This window comes from Methylobacterium sp. 190mf (assembly GCF_900107945.1).
GTDB lineage: Bacteria > Pseudomonadota > Alphaproteobacteria > Rhizobiales > Beijerinckiaceae > Methylobacterium.
In genome coordinates this window covers 29,688-45,890 of record NZ_FNVI01000001.1, presented here as the reverse complement: position 1 = coordinate 45,890, position 16,203 = coordinate 29,688, and the positions used below count along the sequence as shown (strand labels likewise).

14 protein-coding genes are annotated in these 16,203 nt (G+C 71.8%); 1 reads left to right on the top strand and 13 read right to left on the bottom strand.

Going from position 1 to position 16,203, the window contains the following annotated elements; translation table 11 throughout:
• Positions 1 to 170 precede the first annotated feature (170 nt).
• The 9 genes from C4T42_RS00215 to C4T42_RS00175 all read right to left on the bottom strand — a co-directional run bounded on the left by C4T42_RS00215 (position 171) and on the right by C4T42_RS00175 (position 10,893).
• Positions 171 to 1,301 (bottom strand): mandelate racemase/muconate lactonizing enzyme family protein, encoded by a 1,131-nt coding sequence (locus C4T42_RS00215; RefSeq protein WP_020091212.1) that lies wholly within the window; start codon positions 1,299 to 1,301, stop codon positions 171 to 173.
• A 201-nt stretch (positions 1,302 to 1,502) separates the two neighbouring features.
• A complete protein-coding gene (locus C4T42_RS00210; RefSeq protein WP_020091213.1) occupies positions 1,503 to 3,311 on the bottom strand; it encodes a SpoIIE family protein phosphatase in 1,809 nt (602 codons plus the stop codon).
• 54 nt (positions 3,312 to 3,365) lie between these two features.
• The gene (locus C4T42_RS00205) at positions 3,366 to 4,211 is read right to left on the bottom strand and encodes a GGDEF domain-containing protein (protein WP_020091214.1); all 846 of its coding nucleotides are present in this window, start codon (positions 4,209 to 4,211) and stop codon (positions 3,366 to 3,368) included.
• Positions 4,208 to 4,597: a DUF1987 domain-containing protein gene (locus tag C4T42_RS00200; RefSeq protein ID WP_012321503.1), complete on the bottom strand. Its 390-nt coding sequence runs from the start codon at positions 4,595 to 4,597 to the stop codon at positions 4,208 to 4,210. Before C4T42_RS00200 ends, C4T42_RS00205 begins: the two co-directional genes overlap by 4 nt.
• 13 nt (positions 4,598 to 4,610) lie before the next feature.
• Complete coding sequence (locus C4T42_RS00195) at positions 4,611 to 5,165, bottom strand: SiaB family protein kinase (protein WP_020091215.1); 555 nt, start codon at positions 5,163 to 5,165, stop codon at positions 4,611 to 4,613.
• 200 nt (positions 5,166 to 5,365) lie between these two features.
• Entirely contained in the window at positions 5,366 to 7,225 is a 1,860-nt protein-coding gene (locus C4T42_RS00190) for an ABC transporter ATP-binding protein (protein WP_103984544.1), read from the bottom strand.
• A 2-nt stretch (positions 7,226 to 7,227) separates the two neighbouring features.
• The gene (locus C4T42_RS00185) at positions 7,228 to 8,160 is read right to left on the bottom strand and encodes an ABC transporter permease (RefSeq protein WP_012321500.1); all 933 of its coding nucleotides are present in this window, start codon (positions 8,158 to 8,160) and stop codon (positions 7,228 to 7,230) included.
• A complete protein-coding gene (locus C4T42_RS00180; protein ID WP_091927930.1) occupies positions 8,126 to 9,085 on the bottom strand; it encodes an ABC transporter permease in 960 nt (319 codons plus the stop codon). Before C4T42_RS00180 ends, C4T42_RS00185 begins: the two co-directional genes overlap by 35 nt.
• Positions 9,086 to 9,102: 17 nt before the next feature.
• Positions 9,103 to 10,893 (bottom strand): peptide ABC transporter substrate-binding protein, encoded by a 1,791-nt coding sequence (locus tag C4T42_RS00175; RefSeq protein WP_103984543.1) that lies wholly within the window; start codon positions 10,891 to 10,893, stop codon positions 9,103 to 9,105.
• Between the two features lie 321 nt (positions 10,894 to 11,214).
• On the opposite strand from C4T42_RS00175, the gene C4T42_RS00170 reads away from it, so the two are divergent.
• A complete protein-coding gene (locus C4T42_RS00170; protein WP_103984542.1) occupies positions 11,215 to 12,636 on the top strand; it encodes a M20 family metallopeptidase in 1,422 nt (473 codons plus the stop codon).
• 12 nt (positions 12,637 to 12,648) lie between these two features.
• Here C4T42_RS00170 and phnE (C4T42_RS00165) read toward each other — a convergent pair whose 3' ends face one another.
• From phnE (C4T42_RS00165) to phnD, 4 genes are read right to left on the bottom strand one after another with little or no spacing between them, the layout of a single operon-like run.
• Positions 12,649 to 13,464 carry a phosphonate ABC transporter, permease protein PhnE gene (gene phnE / locus C4T42_RS00165; protein WP_103984541.1) on the bottom strand — a complete coding sequence of 272 codons (816 nt, stop codon included), beginning with the start codon at positions 13,462 to 13,464 and terminating at the stop codon, positions 12,649 to 12,651.
• Positions 13,461 to 14,270, bottom strand: coding sequence for a phosphonate ABC transporter, permease protein PhnE (phnE, locus tag C4T42_RS00160; protein ID WP_042671109.1), 810 nt, complete (start codon positions 14,268 to 14,270; stop codon positions 13,461 to 13,463). Before phnE (C4T42_RS00160) ends, phnE (C4T42_RS00165) begins: the two co-directional genes overlap by 4 nt.
• Positions 14,267 to 15,100 (bottom strand): phosphonate ABC transporter ATP-binding protein, encoded by an 834-nt coding sequence (gene phnC / locus C4T42_RS00155; RefSeq protein ID WP_199778761.1) that lies wholly within the window; start codon positions 15,098 to 15,100, stop codon positions 14,267 to 14,269. The genes phnE (C4T42_RS00160) and phnC overlap by 4 nt, the downstream gene beginning before the upstream one ends.
• An 8-nt stretch (positions 15,101 to 15,108) precedes the next feature.
• Positions 15,109 to 16,131: a phosphate/phosphite/phosphonate ABC transporter substrate-binding protein gene (gene phnD, locus C4T42_RS00150; RefSeq protein WP_020091223.1), complete on the bottom strand. Its 1,023-nt coding sequence runs from the start codon at positions 16,129 to 16,131 to the stop codon at positions 15,109 to 15,111.
• Positions 16,132 to 16,203 lie beyond the last annotated feature (72 nt).

Sequence of the window (16,203 nt, the reverse complement as noted above, 5' to 3'; positions counted from 1 at the left end):
CGCTCGGGCGGAGCGCGGCACGACGAGGTCCGACCCTCGTCCTGAGGTGACGCGTCGCGGCCCCGGCGGAGAGCTCCTTCGAGGCGGCCGCCGCGCGGCCGCACCGCGGGATGGGGGGAGGATCGGACGATCCGGGTCGGCCGGCCTCGGAGCGTCCCCTCCCCGTGCGCTCAGCCGAGGCTGCCGAACCCGGCGGTCTCGCGCGTCCAGGCCAGCGCCTGCTCGCTCAGGGAGAGGCCGAGGCCCGGCCGGGTCGGCACGCGCATGCGGCCGTCCTCCAGCTCCAGCCGCTCGTTGAACAGCGGCTCCAGCCACTCGAAATGCTCGACCCAGGGCTCCCGCTGCAGCGCGGCGGCGAGGTGGATGTGCAGCTCCATCGAGAAGTGCGGCGCGATCGTCAGCCCGGCGAACTCGGCGAGCGCCGCCACCTTGAGGAAGGGCGTGATGCCGCCGACCCGCGGCGCGTCGGGCATCAGGAAGTCGGCGCCGCCCTGGCGGATGAAGTCCCAGTGCTCGGCGACGCTCGTCAGCATCTCGCCGGTGGCGACCGGCGTGTCGAGGGCGGCGGCCAGGGCCGCGTGCCCGGCGGCATCCAGGCAGTCGAGGGGCTCCTCGATCCAGATCAGGTTGAAGCGCTCGAAGGTCCGGCCCATCCGCATCGCGGTCGGCCGGTCCCATTGCTGGTTGGCGTCGACCATGAGCGGGAAGGCGTCGCCCAGATGCTCGCGCACCCGCGAGACCCGGCGGATATCCTCGGCCCAGTCCGGCTGGCCGACCTTAAGCTTGATGCCGCCGATGCCCTTCGCCCGGGCGCGGTCGGTGTTGACGAGCAGCTCCTCCAGCGGCGTGTGCAGGAAGCCGCCCGAGGTGTTGTAGCAGCGCACCGAGTCGCGCTGCGCCCCGAGGAGTTTGGCGAGCGACAGGCCGGCCCGCCGCGCCTTGAGGTCCCACAGGGCCACGTCGAAGGCGCCGATCGCCTGGACGGCGAGGCCGCTGCGGCCGGCCGAGGCGCCGGCCCAGGCGAGCGTGTCCCAGGCCTTGGCGATGTCGCTCGGATCCGCCCCGAGCAGCGCCGGAGCGATCTCGCGGGCATGGGCGAACTGGCCCGGCCCGCCGGCGCGCTTGGAATAGCTGATTCCGAGGCCGCGATGGCCCTCCCGGCTCTCGACCTCGCAGAACAGGATCGCGATCTCGGTCATCGGCTTCTGGCGGCCGGTGAGCACCTTGGCGTCGCTGATCGGGGTCCTCAGCGGCAGGGCGACGGACCGCAGGCGGATCCCGGTGACGGCGTCCTCAGCCATGGTTTCCTCCAGGTCTTGTCCGCGCGGGCGCGCGCTGGAAGCCCCGGAGGCGGTTCTTGGCGGTGCCTCTCGGCGGCGACCGCGACGGCTCTCCCGGGGCCGGGCCCAGGAGTGGCGCAGGCCGGACGGCCTGTCCAACGTCATTGTTGGATCGATCGATGCGCACCTGGCATCGATGGCCCCGAGGGAAGACGGCCGGTCTCAGCCGGCGGCCGTCGCCGGAGGAAGCCGGAACGCCACCAGGGTCATGTCGTCCCGCCGGGCCTCGGTCCCGCGATAGGCGTCGAGATCGGCCTCGAGGGCCACGGTCTGGGCGGCGAGGGGCAGGTCGGCGTGGCGCAGGAGGCTGTCGGCCACGCCGCGCCGGCCGAGGAGCCGCGGCGCCCGGTCGGGCGCCGCGCGGCCCATCTGGTCGGTGATGCCGTCCGTCATCAGGTAGAAGGTGGCGCCCGCCACCGGAACGGCGATGTCCGCGACGACGTCCTCCGGCTGCCCGTCTCGGGCGGGGCGCGGGTAGCCGAGCCCCCGGCGGCCGCCGCGGACGCGCTCGGCCACGCCGTCCCGGACCACCGTGAGCGACAGGCCGGCGCCGGCGAAGTGCAGCGTCCCGGCCGCGCGGTCCCAGACGCACAGGCCGCAATCGAGCCCGTCATCCGATTCGGCGCCGCGGCCGTCCTGGCGGAGCTGCGTGCGGACCATCGCGTCGAGCCCGGCCAGGATCGCCGCCGGCGCGCGCAGGCCGCGCTCGTGCAGCAGCCGGTCGAGGGCGGTCGCGACGATCAGGGTCAGGAACGCGCCGGGCACGCCGTGGCCGGTGCAGTCGGCCACCGCGATCACGCAGAGGCCGTCGATCTCCTCCAGCCAGAAATAGTCGCCGCCGACGACGTGGAGCGGCTCCCACAGCACCGCGACCTCGACCCCCGCGCCCGCCAGGGCGTTGCGGTCCGGCAGCACCGAATCCTGGATGCGCCGAGCGTAGCCGATGCTCTCGACCACTTGGCGGTTGGCGCGCTCCAGCCTGTCGTGGGCCTGCTCCAGCTCGACGAGGAGTTGCTTGGCGGCGTCGCCGCTCCGCAGGCCCTCGACCATGCGGTTGAAGGCCTGGCTGATGACGTCGATCTCGTTGCTCGGCCGGTAGGCGCCCCCGAGCTCCACGGTCGTCCAGCGCTTGTGCTCGATCTCCCGCATGGCGAGCAGCAGCCGCATCAGCGGCGCCATGACGTGGCGGCGCACGGTGGCGTGCAGGGTGACCACGAAGGCGATCATCAGCCCGACGCTGGCGCCGAGGGCGAGCATCACCTGCCACGCCGCGTTGTCCCGCAGCGCCTTCGTGGAGACCGTGACGGTCAGGCTGCCCGCCGGGCCGGCGCGGCCGGGCACCGACAGGTCGGCCTGGGCCGAGAGGGTGGACCAGCCCCGCGCGGGGGGCGCCGCGCCCGCCGTTCCGACGACGTGGCCCGTGGCGTCGCGCAGGACGGCGTGGGTGAAATCGGGCTCGGCGGCCAGGGCCTTGAGCGGGCCGTCGTAGGCGTCCGGGTCGCGCGCCCAGTCGGGCCGCGCGATCGCCGCGGCGGTGAGCCGGGCGAGGAGATGCGCCCGGTCGCCGTACAGCCGGAGCTGGTCGGTGTAGGTTACCCAGGCGATCCCGAGCTGGGTCAGCAGCAGGAGGGCGCCGATCACCGGGTAGATGCGCAGGAACAGGGTGTGGGACAGGCTGTCGAGGTCGCGGCCTCGGGCCGCCCCGCGCAGGGCGCCGGGCTTCATCAGCTCGTCCGCGGGCGCGCCCGCGGCCAGCACGTCGGCGAAGCCGCGCTTCGACAGGGGATCGCCCCGGCGGATCGGGCCGGCCCCGCGCAGGCCGCCCGCGCGCCCGGCGCCGCCGGCGGCCGGGACCGGATCGATGTCGGCGAAGCCGAGCCGCGCCAGGGCATCCCCGGTCCGCAGCGGTCGCGCGCCGCGGATCCCCCCGGCGGGACGCGGGCTGTCTAGGGCCGTGTCAGGTCCGCTCACGCGACGTCACTCCGTGTCACAGCGGTTCCGCTCCGAGGCCGGGCGCGCGGCGCCTCAGATCAGGGACGCGCCCGGTTCGGCCGCGCAGCGCACGCAGTCGCGGCCGGCATGCTTGGCAGCGTAGAGCGCCGCGTCGGCCCGCCGGAGCGTCGCCGACATCGACTCGCTCGGGCCGAACGCCGCGAGGCCGATGCTCACCGAGATCGGCAGCGGGCCGTGCTCCAGGCGCACCGGCCGCTGCGCCACCGCGCGGCGGAGCGCCTCGGCGATGACTTGCGCCTCGGCCATCACGGTGCCGGTGACGAGGATGGCGAATTCCTCACCACCCATGCGGCCGATCACGTCGACCGCGCGCAGGCTGTCGCGGCAGGTCTCGACGAAGGCCTTGAGGACCGTGTCGCCCGCGCTGTGGCCGTAGCGGTCGTTGATCAGCTTGAAGCGGTCGAGGTCGAGCATCAGCACGCTGGAGGGCGTGTCGCCCGACTGGGTCCGGGCCCAGACCTCCTCGCAGATCTGCAGGAAGCGGCGGCGCGACAGGGCGTCGGTGAGATGGTCGGTGTCGGCGAGGCGGCGGAGTTCGGCCTCGAGGCGCGCCCGGTGCTCGATCTCCGCCGAGAGGGCGTCGTTGAGGTGTCGCAGGGCGCGCTGCTGCTCGGCCATCCGCTGGTTGGCGCGGTGCAGGTCGAGCTGCATCCGGTCGCTCAGCCGCACCAGCCGGCGCTGCTCGTGGTAGCTGCGCCGGTAGGCGCCGGCGAGCTCCCGCACCCCGTCGCCGACCTCGGCGAGGCGGGCCAGCATCACCTCGGATCGGCCGAGAACGGCCTCCTCGGTGTCGAACAGGCTGAAGGCGTCCGCCGGCTCGGACAGGAGATCGTGGGCCGGTGCCCGGTGCGGGCTCACGCGGGGACGCTCGCGATCATCTCGAACCGGGCATGCGCGAAGTCGGCCGCGAAATCCTCGCCGGCCTCCTGGATCACGTCGTCGTCGGCGCCGAACATCCAGCGGATCGTCACCGGGCGCCCCTCGGCGGCGGCGTCCTCCAGGGGCATGAACAGGTTCATCAGCGCCTTGGCGCTCGACGAGTTGAAGTAGGCGAGCGCGACGTCGAAGGTGATCGGGCTCGCCTCGGTCGCCGCGAGGTGGCCGCGCAGGGCCTGCAGCAGCGGGCCGAAGAATGCGGCGGCGTCCTCCGGGTAGGATTCGCCGCGCAGGACGAGCCGCCCCGACGCGAAGTCGAAATCGACCTCGGGCGAGCGCTCGGTCCGGGGCAGCGTGATGCGGTCCATGTCCGTGCGATCCTCAGATGAAGGCTTTGAGGCAGAACAGGCTGCGCTCCGCGCCCAGATCCTGGAAGTCGTACTCGACCGGGGCGCTCGACCGGCGGGCGATCTCGATCAGTCCGATGCTGCCGCCGAGGCTGCCCTCGTCCGGCGGCTGGCGCAGCTTCTCGCGGTAGACCTTCCTGAGCTCGTCGCTCGACAGGGTGGCGATCTCGTCGAGCCGCTCGCGCAGCCGCGGCACCTCGGTCCTGCCGACCTCGTTGCCGCAGACCACGAAGAACCGCCCCTCCTCGGTGCCGACGGCGATCATGCCGGCGCTGACCCGGGCGGGGCCCGGCGGCTCGGCGGGCGCGACCTTGTCGGCCGAGTAGCGGATCACGTTCTGGGCCTGCTCGACGAAGATCGAGAAGACGCGCTTGGCGACCGCGGCGTCGGTCTCCTCGTGCCGCATGCGCAGCTTCAGCACTTCCCCGAGCGAGAACAGGATGTTCTCCGAGAGATCTCCGCCGAACGACAGGATCACGCCGCTGCGCTTCGACGCCTCGTGGAAGGATCGGAAATCGCTCGCGCGCAAGGAAGCCTCTCGACCGCTTCATCGCGGCAACACACCGCGTGTGTAGGGCCGACATTAATGCGGAAATAATCAAAGATTTCTTACCGGTACTGATCGCTTTCTGAGCAACATTGCCCGTATTGCGAGCAGTACCGCAAGCTTTACGCTGGATCCTGTCGCGGACCGCGCGGCATCGCGCGCGAGGGTCCGGGCCGCCGGCTTCAGGCGGCCGCGCCCTGGCGGGCGCCCGCGTCCCACTCGGTGCCCCAGTCCTGCACGACGTGGCCGGGCGCGACCTCCCGGTAGAGGCGCTCCGGCGGCACGTAGTCGGGGGGCCGGATCGGGCTGCGGATCTCGTCGTCCGGCAGCGCGTGCCGCTCGCCCCGCCGGGCCGGATCCGGCACGGGCACCGCGGCGAGCAGCTTCTTCGTGTAGGGGTGCCGCGGATCGCCGAAGATCGCGGCCCGGGGGCCGATCTCCACGATCTCGCCGAGATACATCACCGCCACCCGGTGGCTGACCCGCTCGACCACCGCCATGTCGTGCGAGATGAACAGGTAGGCGAGGCCGAGCTCCGCCTGCAGGTCGAGCATCAGGTTCACGACCTGCGCCTTCACCGAGACGTCGAGCGCCGAGACCGCCTCGTCGGCGACGATCAGGCGGGGGTTCAGGGCGAGCGCGCGGGCGATGCAGATGCGCTGGCGCTGGCCGCCGGAGAACTCGTGCGGGAAGCGCGCGGCGGTCTCGGGCGGAAGCCCGACCCGGGCGAGCAGATCCTCCGCCCGCCGCCGGGCCTCGCGAGGCGCGGCGATGCGGTTGATCAGCAGCGGCTCCGCCACCGCCGCACCGACGCTCAGGCGCGGGTCGAGGCTGGCGAATGGGTCCTGGAAGATCATCTGCATGCGCTGGCGGCGGGCGCGGAGGGTGCCGGCATCGAGGCCCGTGATGTCCTCGCCGTCGAGCAGGACCGAGCCCGAGAGCGGCTCGACGAGGCGCAGGATCGAGCGCCCGGTGGTGGACTTGCCGCAGCCGGATTCGCCGACGAGCGCCAGGGTCTCGCCGGCCGCGAGGCTGAACGAGACCCGCTCCACCGCGTGGACGCGGCCGGTCACGCGGCCGAGCAGCCCGGAGCGGATGTCGAACCGGGTGGTCAGGTCGCGCACCTCCAGCACCGGGCGCTCGGCGGCCCTGACGGTGTCGGGGGTCTCGGGCGTCGGTGCCGCGAGGCCGGTGGCCCGGTCGACCACCGGGAAGCGCATCGGGCGGGCCCGGCCCGCCATGGTCCCGAGGCGCGGGACCGCGGCCAGCAGCGCGCGCGTATAAGGCTCGGTGGGTTCGGAAAAAATCCGCGCGGTCGGGCCGGCCTCCACGGCGCGGCCCCGGTACATCACCACGGTGCGGTCGGCGATCTCGGCGACCACGCCCATGTCGTGGGTGATGAACAGGACCGACATGCCCTCCTCGTCCTGCAGGCTCTTGATGAGGTCGAGGATCTGGGCCTGGATCGTGACGTCGAGCGCCGTGGTCGGCTCGTCGGCGATGAGGAGCTTCGGCCGGCAGGCGAGCGCCATGGCGATCATCACCCGCTGGCGCATGCCGCCGGAGAAGCGGTGCGGGTACTCGTGCAGGCGCGAGCGGGCGGCCGGGATCCGGACCTTGTCGAGGAGCCGGAGCGCCTCCGCCTCGGCCGCGGACCGCGACAGGCCCCGGTGGCGGATCAGCGCCTCGGCGATCTGGAAGCCGATGGTCAGGACCGGGTTCAGGGAGGTCATCGGCTCCTGGAAGATCATGGCGATGGAATCGCCGCGCACCCGCCGCATCTCGGCCTCGGGGGCGGCGAGCAGCTCGCGGCCCTCGAAGCGCACGCGCCCGCCGATACGGCTCGCGTCCCGCGGCAGGAGGCGCAGGATCGAGAGGGCGCTGACGCTCTTGCCCGAGCCGGATTCGCCGACGAGGGCCACGGTCTCGCGCGGGCCCACGTCGAACGAGACGCCGTGCACGACTTCGCGCCAGCGCCCGTCCGAGCGGAAGGAGACGGTGAGGTCTGAGACCGAGAGGATCGGGTCCACTGGATCCGTCATCGCTAGAGAACCCGTCGCGGGTCGAGGGCGTCGCGCAGGCCGTCGCCGATGAAGTTGATCGACAGCACCGTCAGGAAGATCGCGCCCCCTGGGAACAGCGCCCAGTGCGGGGCGACGTCGAGATGGTCCTTGGCGTCGAACAGGAGCCGCCCCCAGGTCGGGATGTCGGGCGGGAAGCCGAGCCCCAGGAAGGACAGCGTCGATTCCGCGATGATCGCGGACGAGACCTCGATCGAGGCCGCCACGATCACCGGACCGAGCGCGTTCGGCAGGATGTGGCGGCGCACGAGGTGCCCGGTCGTCGCCCCCTGCGAGCGGGCCGCCTCCACGAACTCCTTCTCGCGCAAGGACAGGAACTGCGCCCGCACCAGCCGGGCGACCGGCATCCAGCGCAGGCCGCCGATCACCGCGACGATCATCAGGAACACGCCGCCCTGGCTGCCGAACACGGCCTTCAGGCTGTCGCGGAACAGGTAGATCACGAGGAGCAGCAGCGGCAGCTGCGGCAGCGACAGGAACAGGTCGGTCAGCCACATCAGCACCGGGTCGAGGAACCGGCGCGACATGCCGGCGAGCGCGCCGACCAGCACCCCGATCAGGCTCGCCACCGCCATGGCGGCGAAGCCGACCGCGAGCGAGATCCGGCCGCCGTAGATCATCCGGGCGAGCAGGTCCTGGCCGAGATCGTCGGTGCCGAACGGGTGGTCCCAGGACGGGCCCTGGAGCTGGGCCGCGAAGTCGATGTCGTCGATGGCGACCGGCCAGAGCAGGCCGCCGAACACCACGCCGGCGACGAGGAGCGCCAGCACGCCGACGCTGGCGAGCGCCAGCCGGTGCCGTCGGAAGCGCCGCCACGTCTCCCGCCCCGGCGAGGCCGGCGCGCGGGCGACGGGCACCGCCTCATCGGAGGGCGATGCGAGGGTCGAGCCAGCCATAGAGCAGGTCCGCGACGAGGTTGAACAGGATGACGAGGCCGGCGAACACGAAGGTCACCGCCATCACCACCGGCGTGTCGTTGGACAGCATCGCGTCGATCAGCAGCGAGCCGATGCCGGGGATCCGGAAGATCTGCTCGGTGACGATGGCGCCGCCGAACACCGCGGGGATCTGGAGGGCGACGAGCGTCACCACCGGGATCAGGGCGTTGCGGGCGATGTGCCGGCGGGTCACCGTGCCCTCGGTCAGGCCCTTGGCCCGGGCCGTGGTGACGTAGTCGAGCCGGGCGACGTCGAGCGCCGAGGCGCGCACGTAGCGTGTGTAGGAGGCGGCCTGGAAGAAGCCCAGCACCGCCACCGGCATGATCGCCTGCCGGACATTCGCCCAGACCCAGGGCAGGCCGGAGCCCGGCAGGTCGGCTTGGTAGACGAAGGGCAGCCAGCCGAGCTTGATCGAGAACAGCAGGATGAACAGCAGGCCGGTGAAGAAGGTCGGCAGCGAGAAGCCCACGAAGGCCAGCGTGTTGGCGACCTGGTCGGCGAGCGAGTAGGGCCGGCGCGCGGCGTAGAGGCCCACCGGCACCGCGATCAGCAGCGCCAGCACCTGGGAGGAGCCGACCACGAACAGGGTCGTGGGCAGCCGCTGCAGGATCAGCGTGTCGACGTTCACCCGGCTGGCGAAGGAGAAGCCCCAGTCGCCCTGCAGCATGGCGGTGAGCCAGTGCAGGTAGCGGGTGAGGATCGGGTCATCGAGGCCGAACTTGACGCGGAGCGCCGCCCGCACCTCCGGGGGCACGTTCGGGTTGCTGGCGAGCTCGCCGAACGGGTCGCCCGGCGCGAGCGCCAGGACGGTGAACAGGATCAGGCTGATGCCGAGCAGGCTCGGGATCGCGATCAGGAGGCGTCGCAGGATGTAGGCGCCCATGGCGCGACAACTCCCGCTCAGGCCTCCCTGTACCAGTCGGGCAGGAACGACAGGTCGTTGTCCCAGCCGCTGCGGGGCGCCGTGAGCGTGGCGCCCACCGCCGAGACCTCGGCGCGGTGGATCAGCGGCAGCACGTTCTCGGAGACCGCGAGGTCGTTGCACTTGATGAGGAGCGCCGCCCGCTTGACCGGGTCGAGCTCACTCTGGGCGGCGTTGTAGGCCTCGTCGTAAGCCGCGTTGCGCCAGCGCACGACGTTGCGGCCCTGCCACTTGTTGGCCTTCTGGGCCACCTCCCAGGAGGCGTACATGAGCAGCCAGATCGCCGGATCGGCCTGCGTCATGCTGTAGGCGTACATCTCCATGTCGGCGTAGAAATGCGTGCAGGTGTCGGGGTTCGCCGGGTCGGAGGAGAAGAACACCGAGCCGGTCACCGATTTCAGCTCGATCTCGATGCCGGCCTTGGCGGCCGCCTGCTTGATGATCGCCTGCGTCTTCTGGCGCGGGGCGTTGATCGAGGTCTGGAAGACCAGCTTGAGCTTCTTGCCGTCCTTGGCGCGGATGCCGTCCGAGCCCTTCTTCCAGCCGGCCTCGTCGAGGAGCGCGTTGGCCTTGGCCGGGTCGAAGGCGAAGCTCGTGTTCTTCGAGACGAAGCGGTCCGGGCCGTTGACCGTGTTGGCGGTGGGCTTGCCGGTGCGGCCGTAGATGTAGGTCTGGATCGACTTGCGGTCGACCAGCAGGTTCATCGCCTGGCACACCTTCGGGTCGGAGAAGGCGGGGTGCTTGGTGGTGATCGAGGCGCGCTCGCCGTCGACCTCGACGTTCGGGTCGGCGGCGTTGAGGAGCAGGAACTCGAGCTTGCCGCCGTAGACCACGTCGACCCGGCCCTTGCCGCCGGTCTCCAGGCGCTTCAGCACCTCGTCCTCGATCAGCATGTTCCAGGCGTAGTCGTACTCGCCGGTCTGGAGCACGGCGCGGGCGGCCGAGACCGCGTCGCCGCCGCCCTTCATCTCGACCGTGTCGAAGTACGGGCGGTTCGGCAGGTGGTAGTCGGGATTGCGCTCGCCGCGGACGATGTCGCCGGGCCGGAACTCCACGAACCGGTACGGGCCGGTGCCCACCGGGGCGAGGTTCTGGGGCGCGTCCCGGGACTTGGCGCCGCTGTAGGGTCCGAACAGGTGCTTCGGCAGCACCATCCCGACGATGCCCACGAAGGCGTCGCACCAGTAGGGCGTGGGCTTGTCGAACAGGACCCGGACGCTGAGGTCGTCGACCTTCTCGACCTTGCAATCCTTGTAGGACCCGGCCGTCACCGCCGCGGTGGCGGGGTCGCGGGCGTATTCCCAGGTGAAGACGAGGTCGTCGGCGGTGAGCGGATTGCCGTCGTGCCACTTCACGCCGGGCTTGAGCGTCCAGACCACCGAGCGGCCGTCGGCGGCGAGCGCCCCGTTCTCCTTGGACGGGATCGAGGCGGCGAGCACCGGCACGAGGTTGCCGTCCGCGTCCCAGGCGGCGAGCGGCTCGTAGAAGATCCGCGAGGCGTCCTGGTCCTTGGTGCCGACGGCGAAATGCGGGTTGATCAGCGTCGGCGCCTGCCACCAGAGCAGCTTGAGCGCGCCGCCGCCGCCGGCCTTGGTCGGCTTGTAGCCGGCCCGGATATCGGCCGCCATCGCGACCCCGTTGCCGGCCAGCATCAGACCGGCCATGGGCGCGGTGAGGCCCACAGCCACCATCCGCTGCACGAAAGCGCGCCGCGACAGGCGGCCGTCCTTCACCTGCCCGATGAGGCCGCGCAGATCCCGCTCGTCCATGTACGCTTTCCCGTTTACCGCCGTGACAGGCACAGCAACATTCCGGCAGCGGCCTTGGCAAGGGGCGGGCCAGTGACGGTTCAATCGGAACGTGTTGACGGACGCTTGGTTCGGGCAGGAGCATGGCCTTGGCGGTGCATGCGGTCAGGCAGCAGCGGGGCTCGCGCCGTGTCCGTCCTTGCGAGCGGAGCGAAGCAATCCAGCGGCGCCACACTTCCCGAGGGCGCGCAACCCTGGGTCGCTTCGCTGCGCTCGCGAAGACGGCGCGGAGCCCGCTATGGTGGCGCGACCTCGATGCGCAGCTTTCCCGGAGTGGACCCGATGGACAACCGCAACGCCGTGTGGCGCCACGTCGACGCGCAGTCGGAACGGCTGATCGCCCTGTCCGAGCGGGTCTGGGGCATGCCGGAGGTCTGCTACACGGAGAGCCGCTCCTGCGCCGAGCACGTCGCCGAACTGCGCCACCAGGGCTTCCGGGTCACCGAGGCAGTCGCCGGCATCCCGACCGCCGTGATGGGCGAGGCCGGGGACGGCGGGCCGGTCATCGCGTTCCTCGGCGAGTACGACGCCCTGCCGGGCCTGTCGCAGGAGGCCGGCGTCGCCGAGCACCGGCCGGTGGAGGCGGGCGGGCACGGCCACGGCTGCGGCCACAACCTCCTCGGCTCGGCGGCTCTGCTCGCCGCCACCGCGCTGAAGGACTGGCTCGCCGAGACCGGGACGCCCGGCCGCGTGCGCTACTACGGCTGCCCGGCGGAGGAAGGCGGCGCCGCCAAGGCCTTTATGGTCCGCGCCGGCGCCTTCGCGGACGCCGACATCGCGATCACCTGGCATCCGGGCAGCTTCTGGGAGGTGGCACCGCCGGTCGCCCTCGCCAACACCCGGGCCGACTTCGTCTTCACCGGCCGCACCGCCCACGCGGCGGCCGCGCCCCATCTCGGGCGCTCGGCGCTCGACGCCGTCGAGCTGATGAGCGTCGGCGTGAACTACATGCGCGAGCACATGCCGTCCGACGCGCGGGTCCACTACGCCTATCTCGACGCCGGCGGCATCGCCCCGAACGTCGTCCAGGCCGGCGCGACGGTGCGCTACTCGATCCGGGCCCGCGACCTGCCCGGCATGCTGGCGCTGGTCGAGCGGGTGAAGAAGATCGCGCAGGGCGCCGCCCTGATGACCGAGACCGCCGTCGAGGTGCGGATCGTCAGCGCGGTGTCGAACCTGCTGGGCAACGATCCCCTGGAGCGGGCGCTGCACGGCGTCATGGAGGAGCTCGGGCCGCCGCATTTCGACGAGGCCGACCGGGATTTCGCCGGCAAGATCCGGGCGACGCTCACCGACGGCGACATCGACGCCGTGTTCCGCGCCGTGGGGATGCCGCGCACCGAGGCGCCGCTCGCCGACTTCCTCGTGCCCCTCGACGCGTTGCGCAACCCGGCGGTGGGGTCCACCGACGTCGGCGACGTCAGCTGGGTGGTGCCGACCGTCCAGGCCCACGCGCCCACGGTGGCCATCGGCACGCCGTTCCACACCTGGCAGGTGGTGGCGCAGGGCAAGACCCCCGCGGCCCACAAGGCGATGGTGCAGGTCGCCAAGGCGATGGCCGCAACCGGGGCCCGGGCGGTGACCGACGCGGCCCTGCGCGACGCCGCCAAGGCGGACCTCGCCCGCCGGGTCGGCGCGGCGGGCTACGTCTCGCCGCTGCCGCCGGAGGTCGAGCCGCCGCTCGGCATGTCGCTGGGGCGCTGACCGGGGCCCGTCTCAGAGCGTACGGGCGCGGAGCGCCGTCACGACGATCTCGGCCAGGATGACGACGCCGAAGATCGCGGCGAGCACCACGGCGACCTGGTCCCAGTAGAGCAGGTTCAGGGCGGTATCGAGCGCGACGCCGATGCCGCCCGCGCCGACCAGCCCCAGCACGGCGGATTCGCGGATGTTGATGTCCCAGCGGAACAGCGCGATCGACCAGAAGGCCGGCTTCACCTGCGGCCAGTAGCCGAGGAGCAGCGTCGACATCCGGCCGGCGCCCGCGGCCTGCAGGGCCTCGATCGAGCCGCGATTGGCCTCCTCCAGCGCCTCGGCGAACAGCTTTCCGGTGAAGCCGACGGAGCGGAGCGCGATCGCCAGGGTCCCGGCCAGCGGCCCCGGGCCGAACACCGCCACGAACAGCAGCGCCCAGACCAGAGAGTTCACCGAGCGCGAGGTCACGAACACGAACTTGGCGAAGAGGTTCAGCGCGCGGTTGGGCGTGACGTTGCGGGCCGCCATCAGCCCGATCGGCACCGCGATCGCGATGGCGATCAGGGTGCCGAGCGTCGCGATGTGGAGCGTCTCCACCAGCGCCCGCAGGGTCGGCCCGACATAGCCGGCATCCATCGGCCACATCCGGCCGAACAGGTCGGCCAGCTGGTCTGGGGCGTCGTAGAGGAATTCCGGGATCACCTCGATGGTGCGCAGGCTCGCCACGAAGGCCGCCACCGCGCACAGCGTGAAGGCGAGCCGCGCCAGCCGCTTCCACAGGGGAAAGCGCTGCCAGTGGCGCGGGCCGGCAGAACCGGGGGCGAGGGTGGCGCTCACTGGAACACCTTGCGGGCCCAGCCGGAGACGATCTCGGCCACCATGATCAGGGCGACGATGACGATCAGGATCGCCAGCACCACGTCGAAGTCGAAGCGCTGATAGGCGGTGAACAGCGTCGCGCCGATGCCGCCGCCGCCGACGATGCCCACCATGGTCGAGTTCCGCAGGTTGGAATCGAGCTGGTAGGTGGCGAAGCCGATGAAGCGCGGCAGCACCTGCGGCTGCACGCCCATGATCAGGGTCGACAGGAAGCCGGCGCCGGTCGCCCGCACGGCCTCGACCTGCTTCAGGGAGATCTCCTCGATCGCCTCGGCGAACAGCTTGGCGATGAAGCCCACCGAGGCGACGATCAGCGCCATGACGCCGGCGAGCGCCCCGAAGCCGATCGCCTTCACGAACAGGATCGCCACGATGATCGGGTGGAACGACCGGCAGAGCGCGATCAGGATGCGGGTCGGCCACGTCACCCAGGGCGGCATCAGGTTGCGGGCCGCCAGGAAGCCGATCGGCAGCGCGACCGCGATGCCGACCACCGTGGCGATCACGGCGATCTGCAGGCTCTCGAGGATGCCCGACTGGATCAGTTGCCAGCGGGAGAAGTTCGGTGGGAACATCCGGGCCAGGAACTGCTGCCCGTGGGCGAGGCCGCCGGCGAAGCGTTCGGGCGAGAAGCCGAGCTGGGTCGCCGCGTAGACCGCGTAGACGGCGAGGAGCGCCCAGCCCGCGCGGGCGGTCCAGTTGGGCCGGAACGCGACGCGGTCGGGGGAGGCGTCGGGGGAGGCCGGGCGGGCGGGCGCGCTCATTCGAGCCAGTTCTCGCCGCCGTAGATGCCGCGCAGGTCGGCCTCGCTCAGCCGGTCCGGCGGCCCGTCATAGACCACGTGCCCGCCCGACATGCCGACGATCCGGGCGGCAAAGCGCTGGGCGAGCGCCACGTTGTGGATGTTGACCACCACCGGCACGCCGCGCTCGGCCGCGAGCCGGGACAGGATCTCCATGATCTCGACGGAACTCTTCGGGTCGAGGGACGAGGTCGGCTCGTCGGCGAGCACGATCTCGGGCTCCTGCATGATCGCCCGGGCGATGCCGACGCGCTGGCGCTGCCCGCCCGACAGGGCGTCGGCCCGGCGGGTGGCGAAGCCCGACAGGCCGACCGCGTCGAGGAGGTCGAAGGCGCGGGCGATGTCCGCCTCGGGGAAGCGCCGCAGCCACGCGCGCCAGGCCGGCACGTAGCCGAGGCGGCCGCAGAGCAGGTTCTCCATCACCGAGAGGCGCTCGACCAGATTGTACTCCTGGAACACCATCCCGATCCGGCGCCGCGCCCGGCGCAGGGCGGGGCCGGAGAGCCGGGCGAGGTCCTCGCCCCGGAACAGGATCTCCCCCGAGGTCGGCTGGACCAGCCGGTTGATGCAGCGGATCAGGGTGCTCTTGCCGGTACCGGACGGCCCGATGATCGCCGTGAGCCCAGTGCCCGGCACCACGAGGTCGATGCCCTTCAGGACCGGCTGGCCGGCCCGGTACGCCTTGGTCAGCCCCCGGATCACCAGCGCGCGCGGATCCTCCGCCCGGGGATCGCCCTCGAGTCCGGCCGCCACCGCGCGCGCCGCGCTCCTCGCCGTCACGGCCGACGTCAACGCCTGAGTCACGGCTTGGGCGCGCCCGCGGCCTTCTTGCGTGCCGCCTCGGCCTCGCGGGCGGCCTCGCGCTCGTAGGCGACCTTGTTGTACGGCGTGCCCGATTCCTCCGCGACCTTGCGGACGATCGCCCAGTCTTTGAGGTAGGTGATCGGCGCGAACCGGTCGTCGCCCTCGAAATCCTTCACCATGTCGGGCGGGAAGCGGAAGTCGTAGAAGCACTGCTTCAGCTTCTCGGCGAGTTCCGGCTTGAGATCGTGGGCGTAGGCGAACCCCGAGGTCGGGAACTTCTCGCTCGTGTAGATCACCCGGTAATCGTCGCCCTTGATCGTCCCGCGGGCGACCATCCGGTAGAATACGTCGGAGGCCACAGGGGCGGCGTCGTAGTCGCCGGTGCCGACGCCCAGCGCCGACTTGTCGTGGCCGCCCGAGTAGATGAGCTTGTAGTCCTCGCCGGGCTTCAGCCCCTGCTCGGGGAACAGCGCCTTGGGCGCGAGGTTGCCGGAATTCGACGACGGCGCCGTGTGGGCCACGCGCTTGCCCTTGAGGTCGGCCAGTGTCTTGTACGGGCTGCTCGCCTTCACCACGACGATCAGGTTGTAGCCCTCGGCGCCCTTCTCGGTGCCCTTGGCGGCGAACGGGATCGCGCCGGCCATGTTCACCGCGAAGCCGAGAGGTCCGGTCGAGAAGCCCGCCACCGTGAGCCGGCCGGAGCGCATCGCCTCGATCTCGGCGGAGTTCGACTGGACCGGGTAGTAGACGACGCGCTTGCCGGTGCACTGGCTCAGGTAGGTCGTGAACGGCTTGAACGAATTCTCGTAGACCGCGGGATCCTCCACCGGCGTGTAGGCGAAGACGATCACGCTCGGGTCGCGGGTCTTGGCCGGAACGTCGGCGACGAGGTCCTTGTTGGCGTCGCAGTAGGCGTCGTCGAGCTGGCCGCGGTTGGGGCACTCGTCGGCCCTCAAGGGCGACAGGAAACCGAAGCCGCAGAGCAGCGCCAGGGCTGCGCCGTATCGGGCGATCGTCACGCGCTATCCTCCCTGCGGGGCCGTGCCTCGGGCCGGCGCCGTCATGTCCCGCCCGGTCCGGGCCGAGCTTGA

What these genes read in the sequence shown, in the direction of transcription:
- phnE (WP_042671109.1), bottom strand. Translation starts at nt 14,270, where the DNA reads ATGAGCGCGCCCGCCCGCCCGGCCTCCCCCGACGCCTCCCCCGACCGC.
- C4T42_RS00200 (WP_012321503.1), bottom strand. Translation starts at nt 4,597, where the DNA reads ATGGACCGCATCACGCTGCCCCGGACCGAGCGCTCGCCCGAGGTCGAT.
- C4T42_RS00180 (WP_091927930.1), bottom strand. Translation starts at nt 9,085, where the DNA reads ATGGGCGCCTACATCCTGCGACGCCTCCTGATCGCGATCCCGAGCCTG.
- C4T42_RS00175 (WP_103984543.1), bottom strand. Translation starts at nt 10,893, where the DNA reads ATGGACGAGCGGGATCTGCGCGGCCTCATCGGGCAGGTGAAGGACGGC.
- C4T42_RS00185 (WP_012321500.1), bottom strand. Translation starts at nt 8,160, where the DNA reads ATGGCTGGCTCGACCCTCGCATCGCCCTCCGATGAGGCGGTGCCCGTC.
- C4T42_RS00215 (WP_020091212.1), bottom strand. Translation starts at nt 1,301, where the DNA reads ATGGCTGAGGACGCCGTCACCGGGATCCGCCTGCGGTCCGTCGCCCTG.
- C4T42_RS00170 (WP_103984542.1), top strand. Translation starts at nt 11,215, where the DNA reads ATGGACAACCGCAACGCCGTGTGGCGCCACGTCGACGCGCAGTCGGAA.
- C4T42_RS00190 (WP_103984544.1), bottom strand. Translation starts at nt 7,225, where the DNA reads ATGACGGATCCAGTGGACCCGATCCTCTCGGTCTCAGACCTCACCGTC.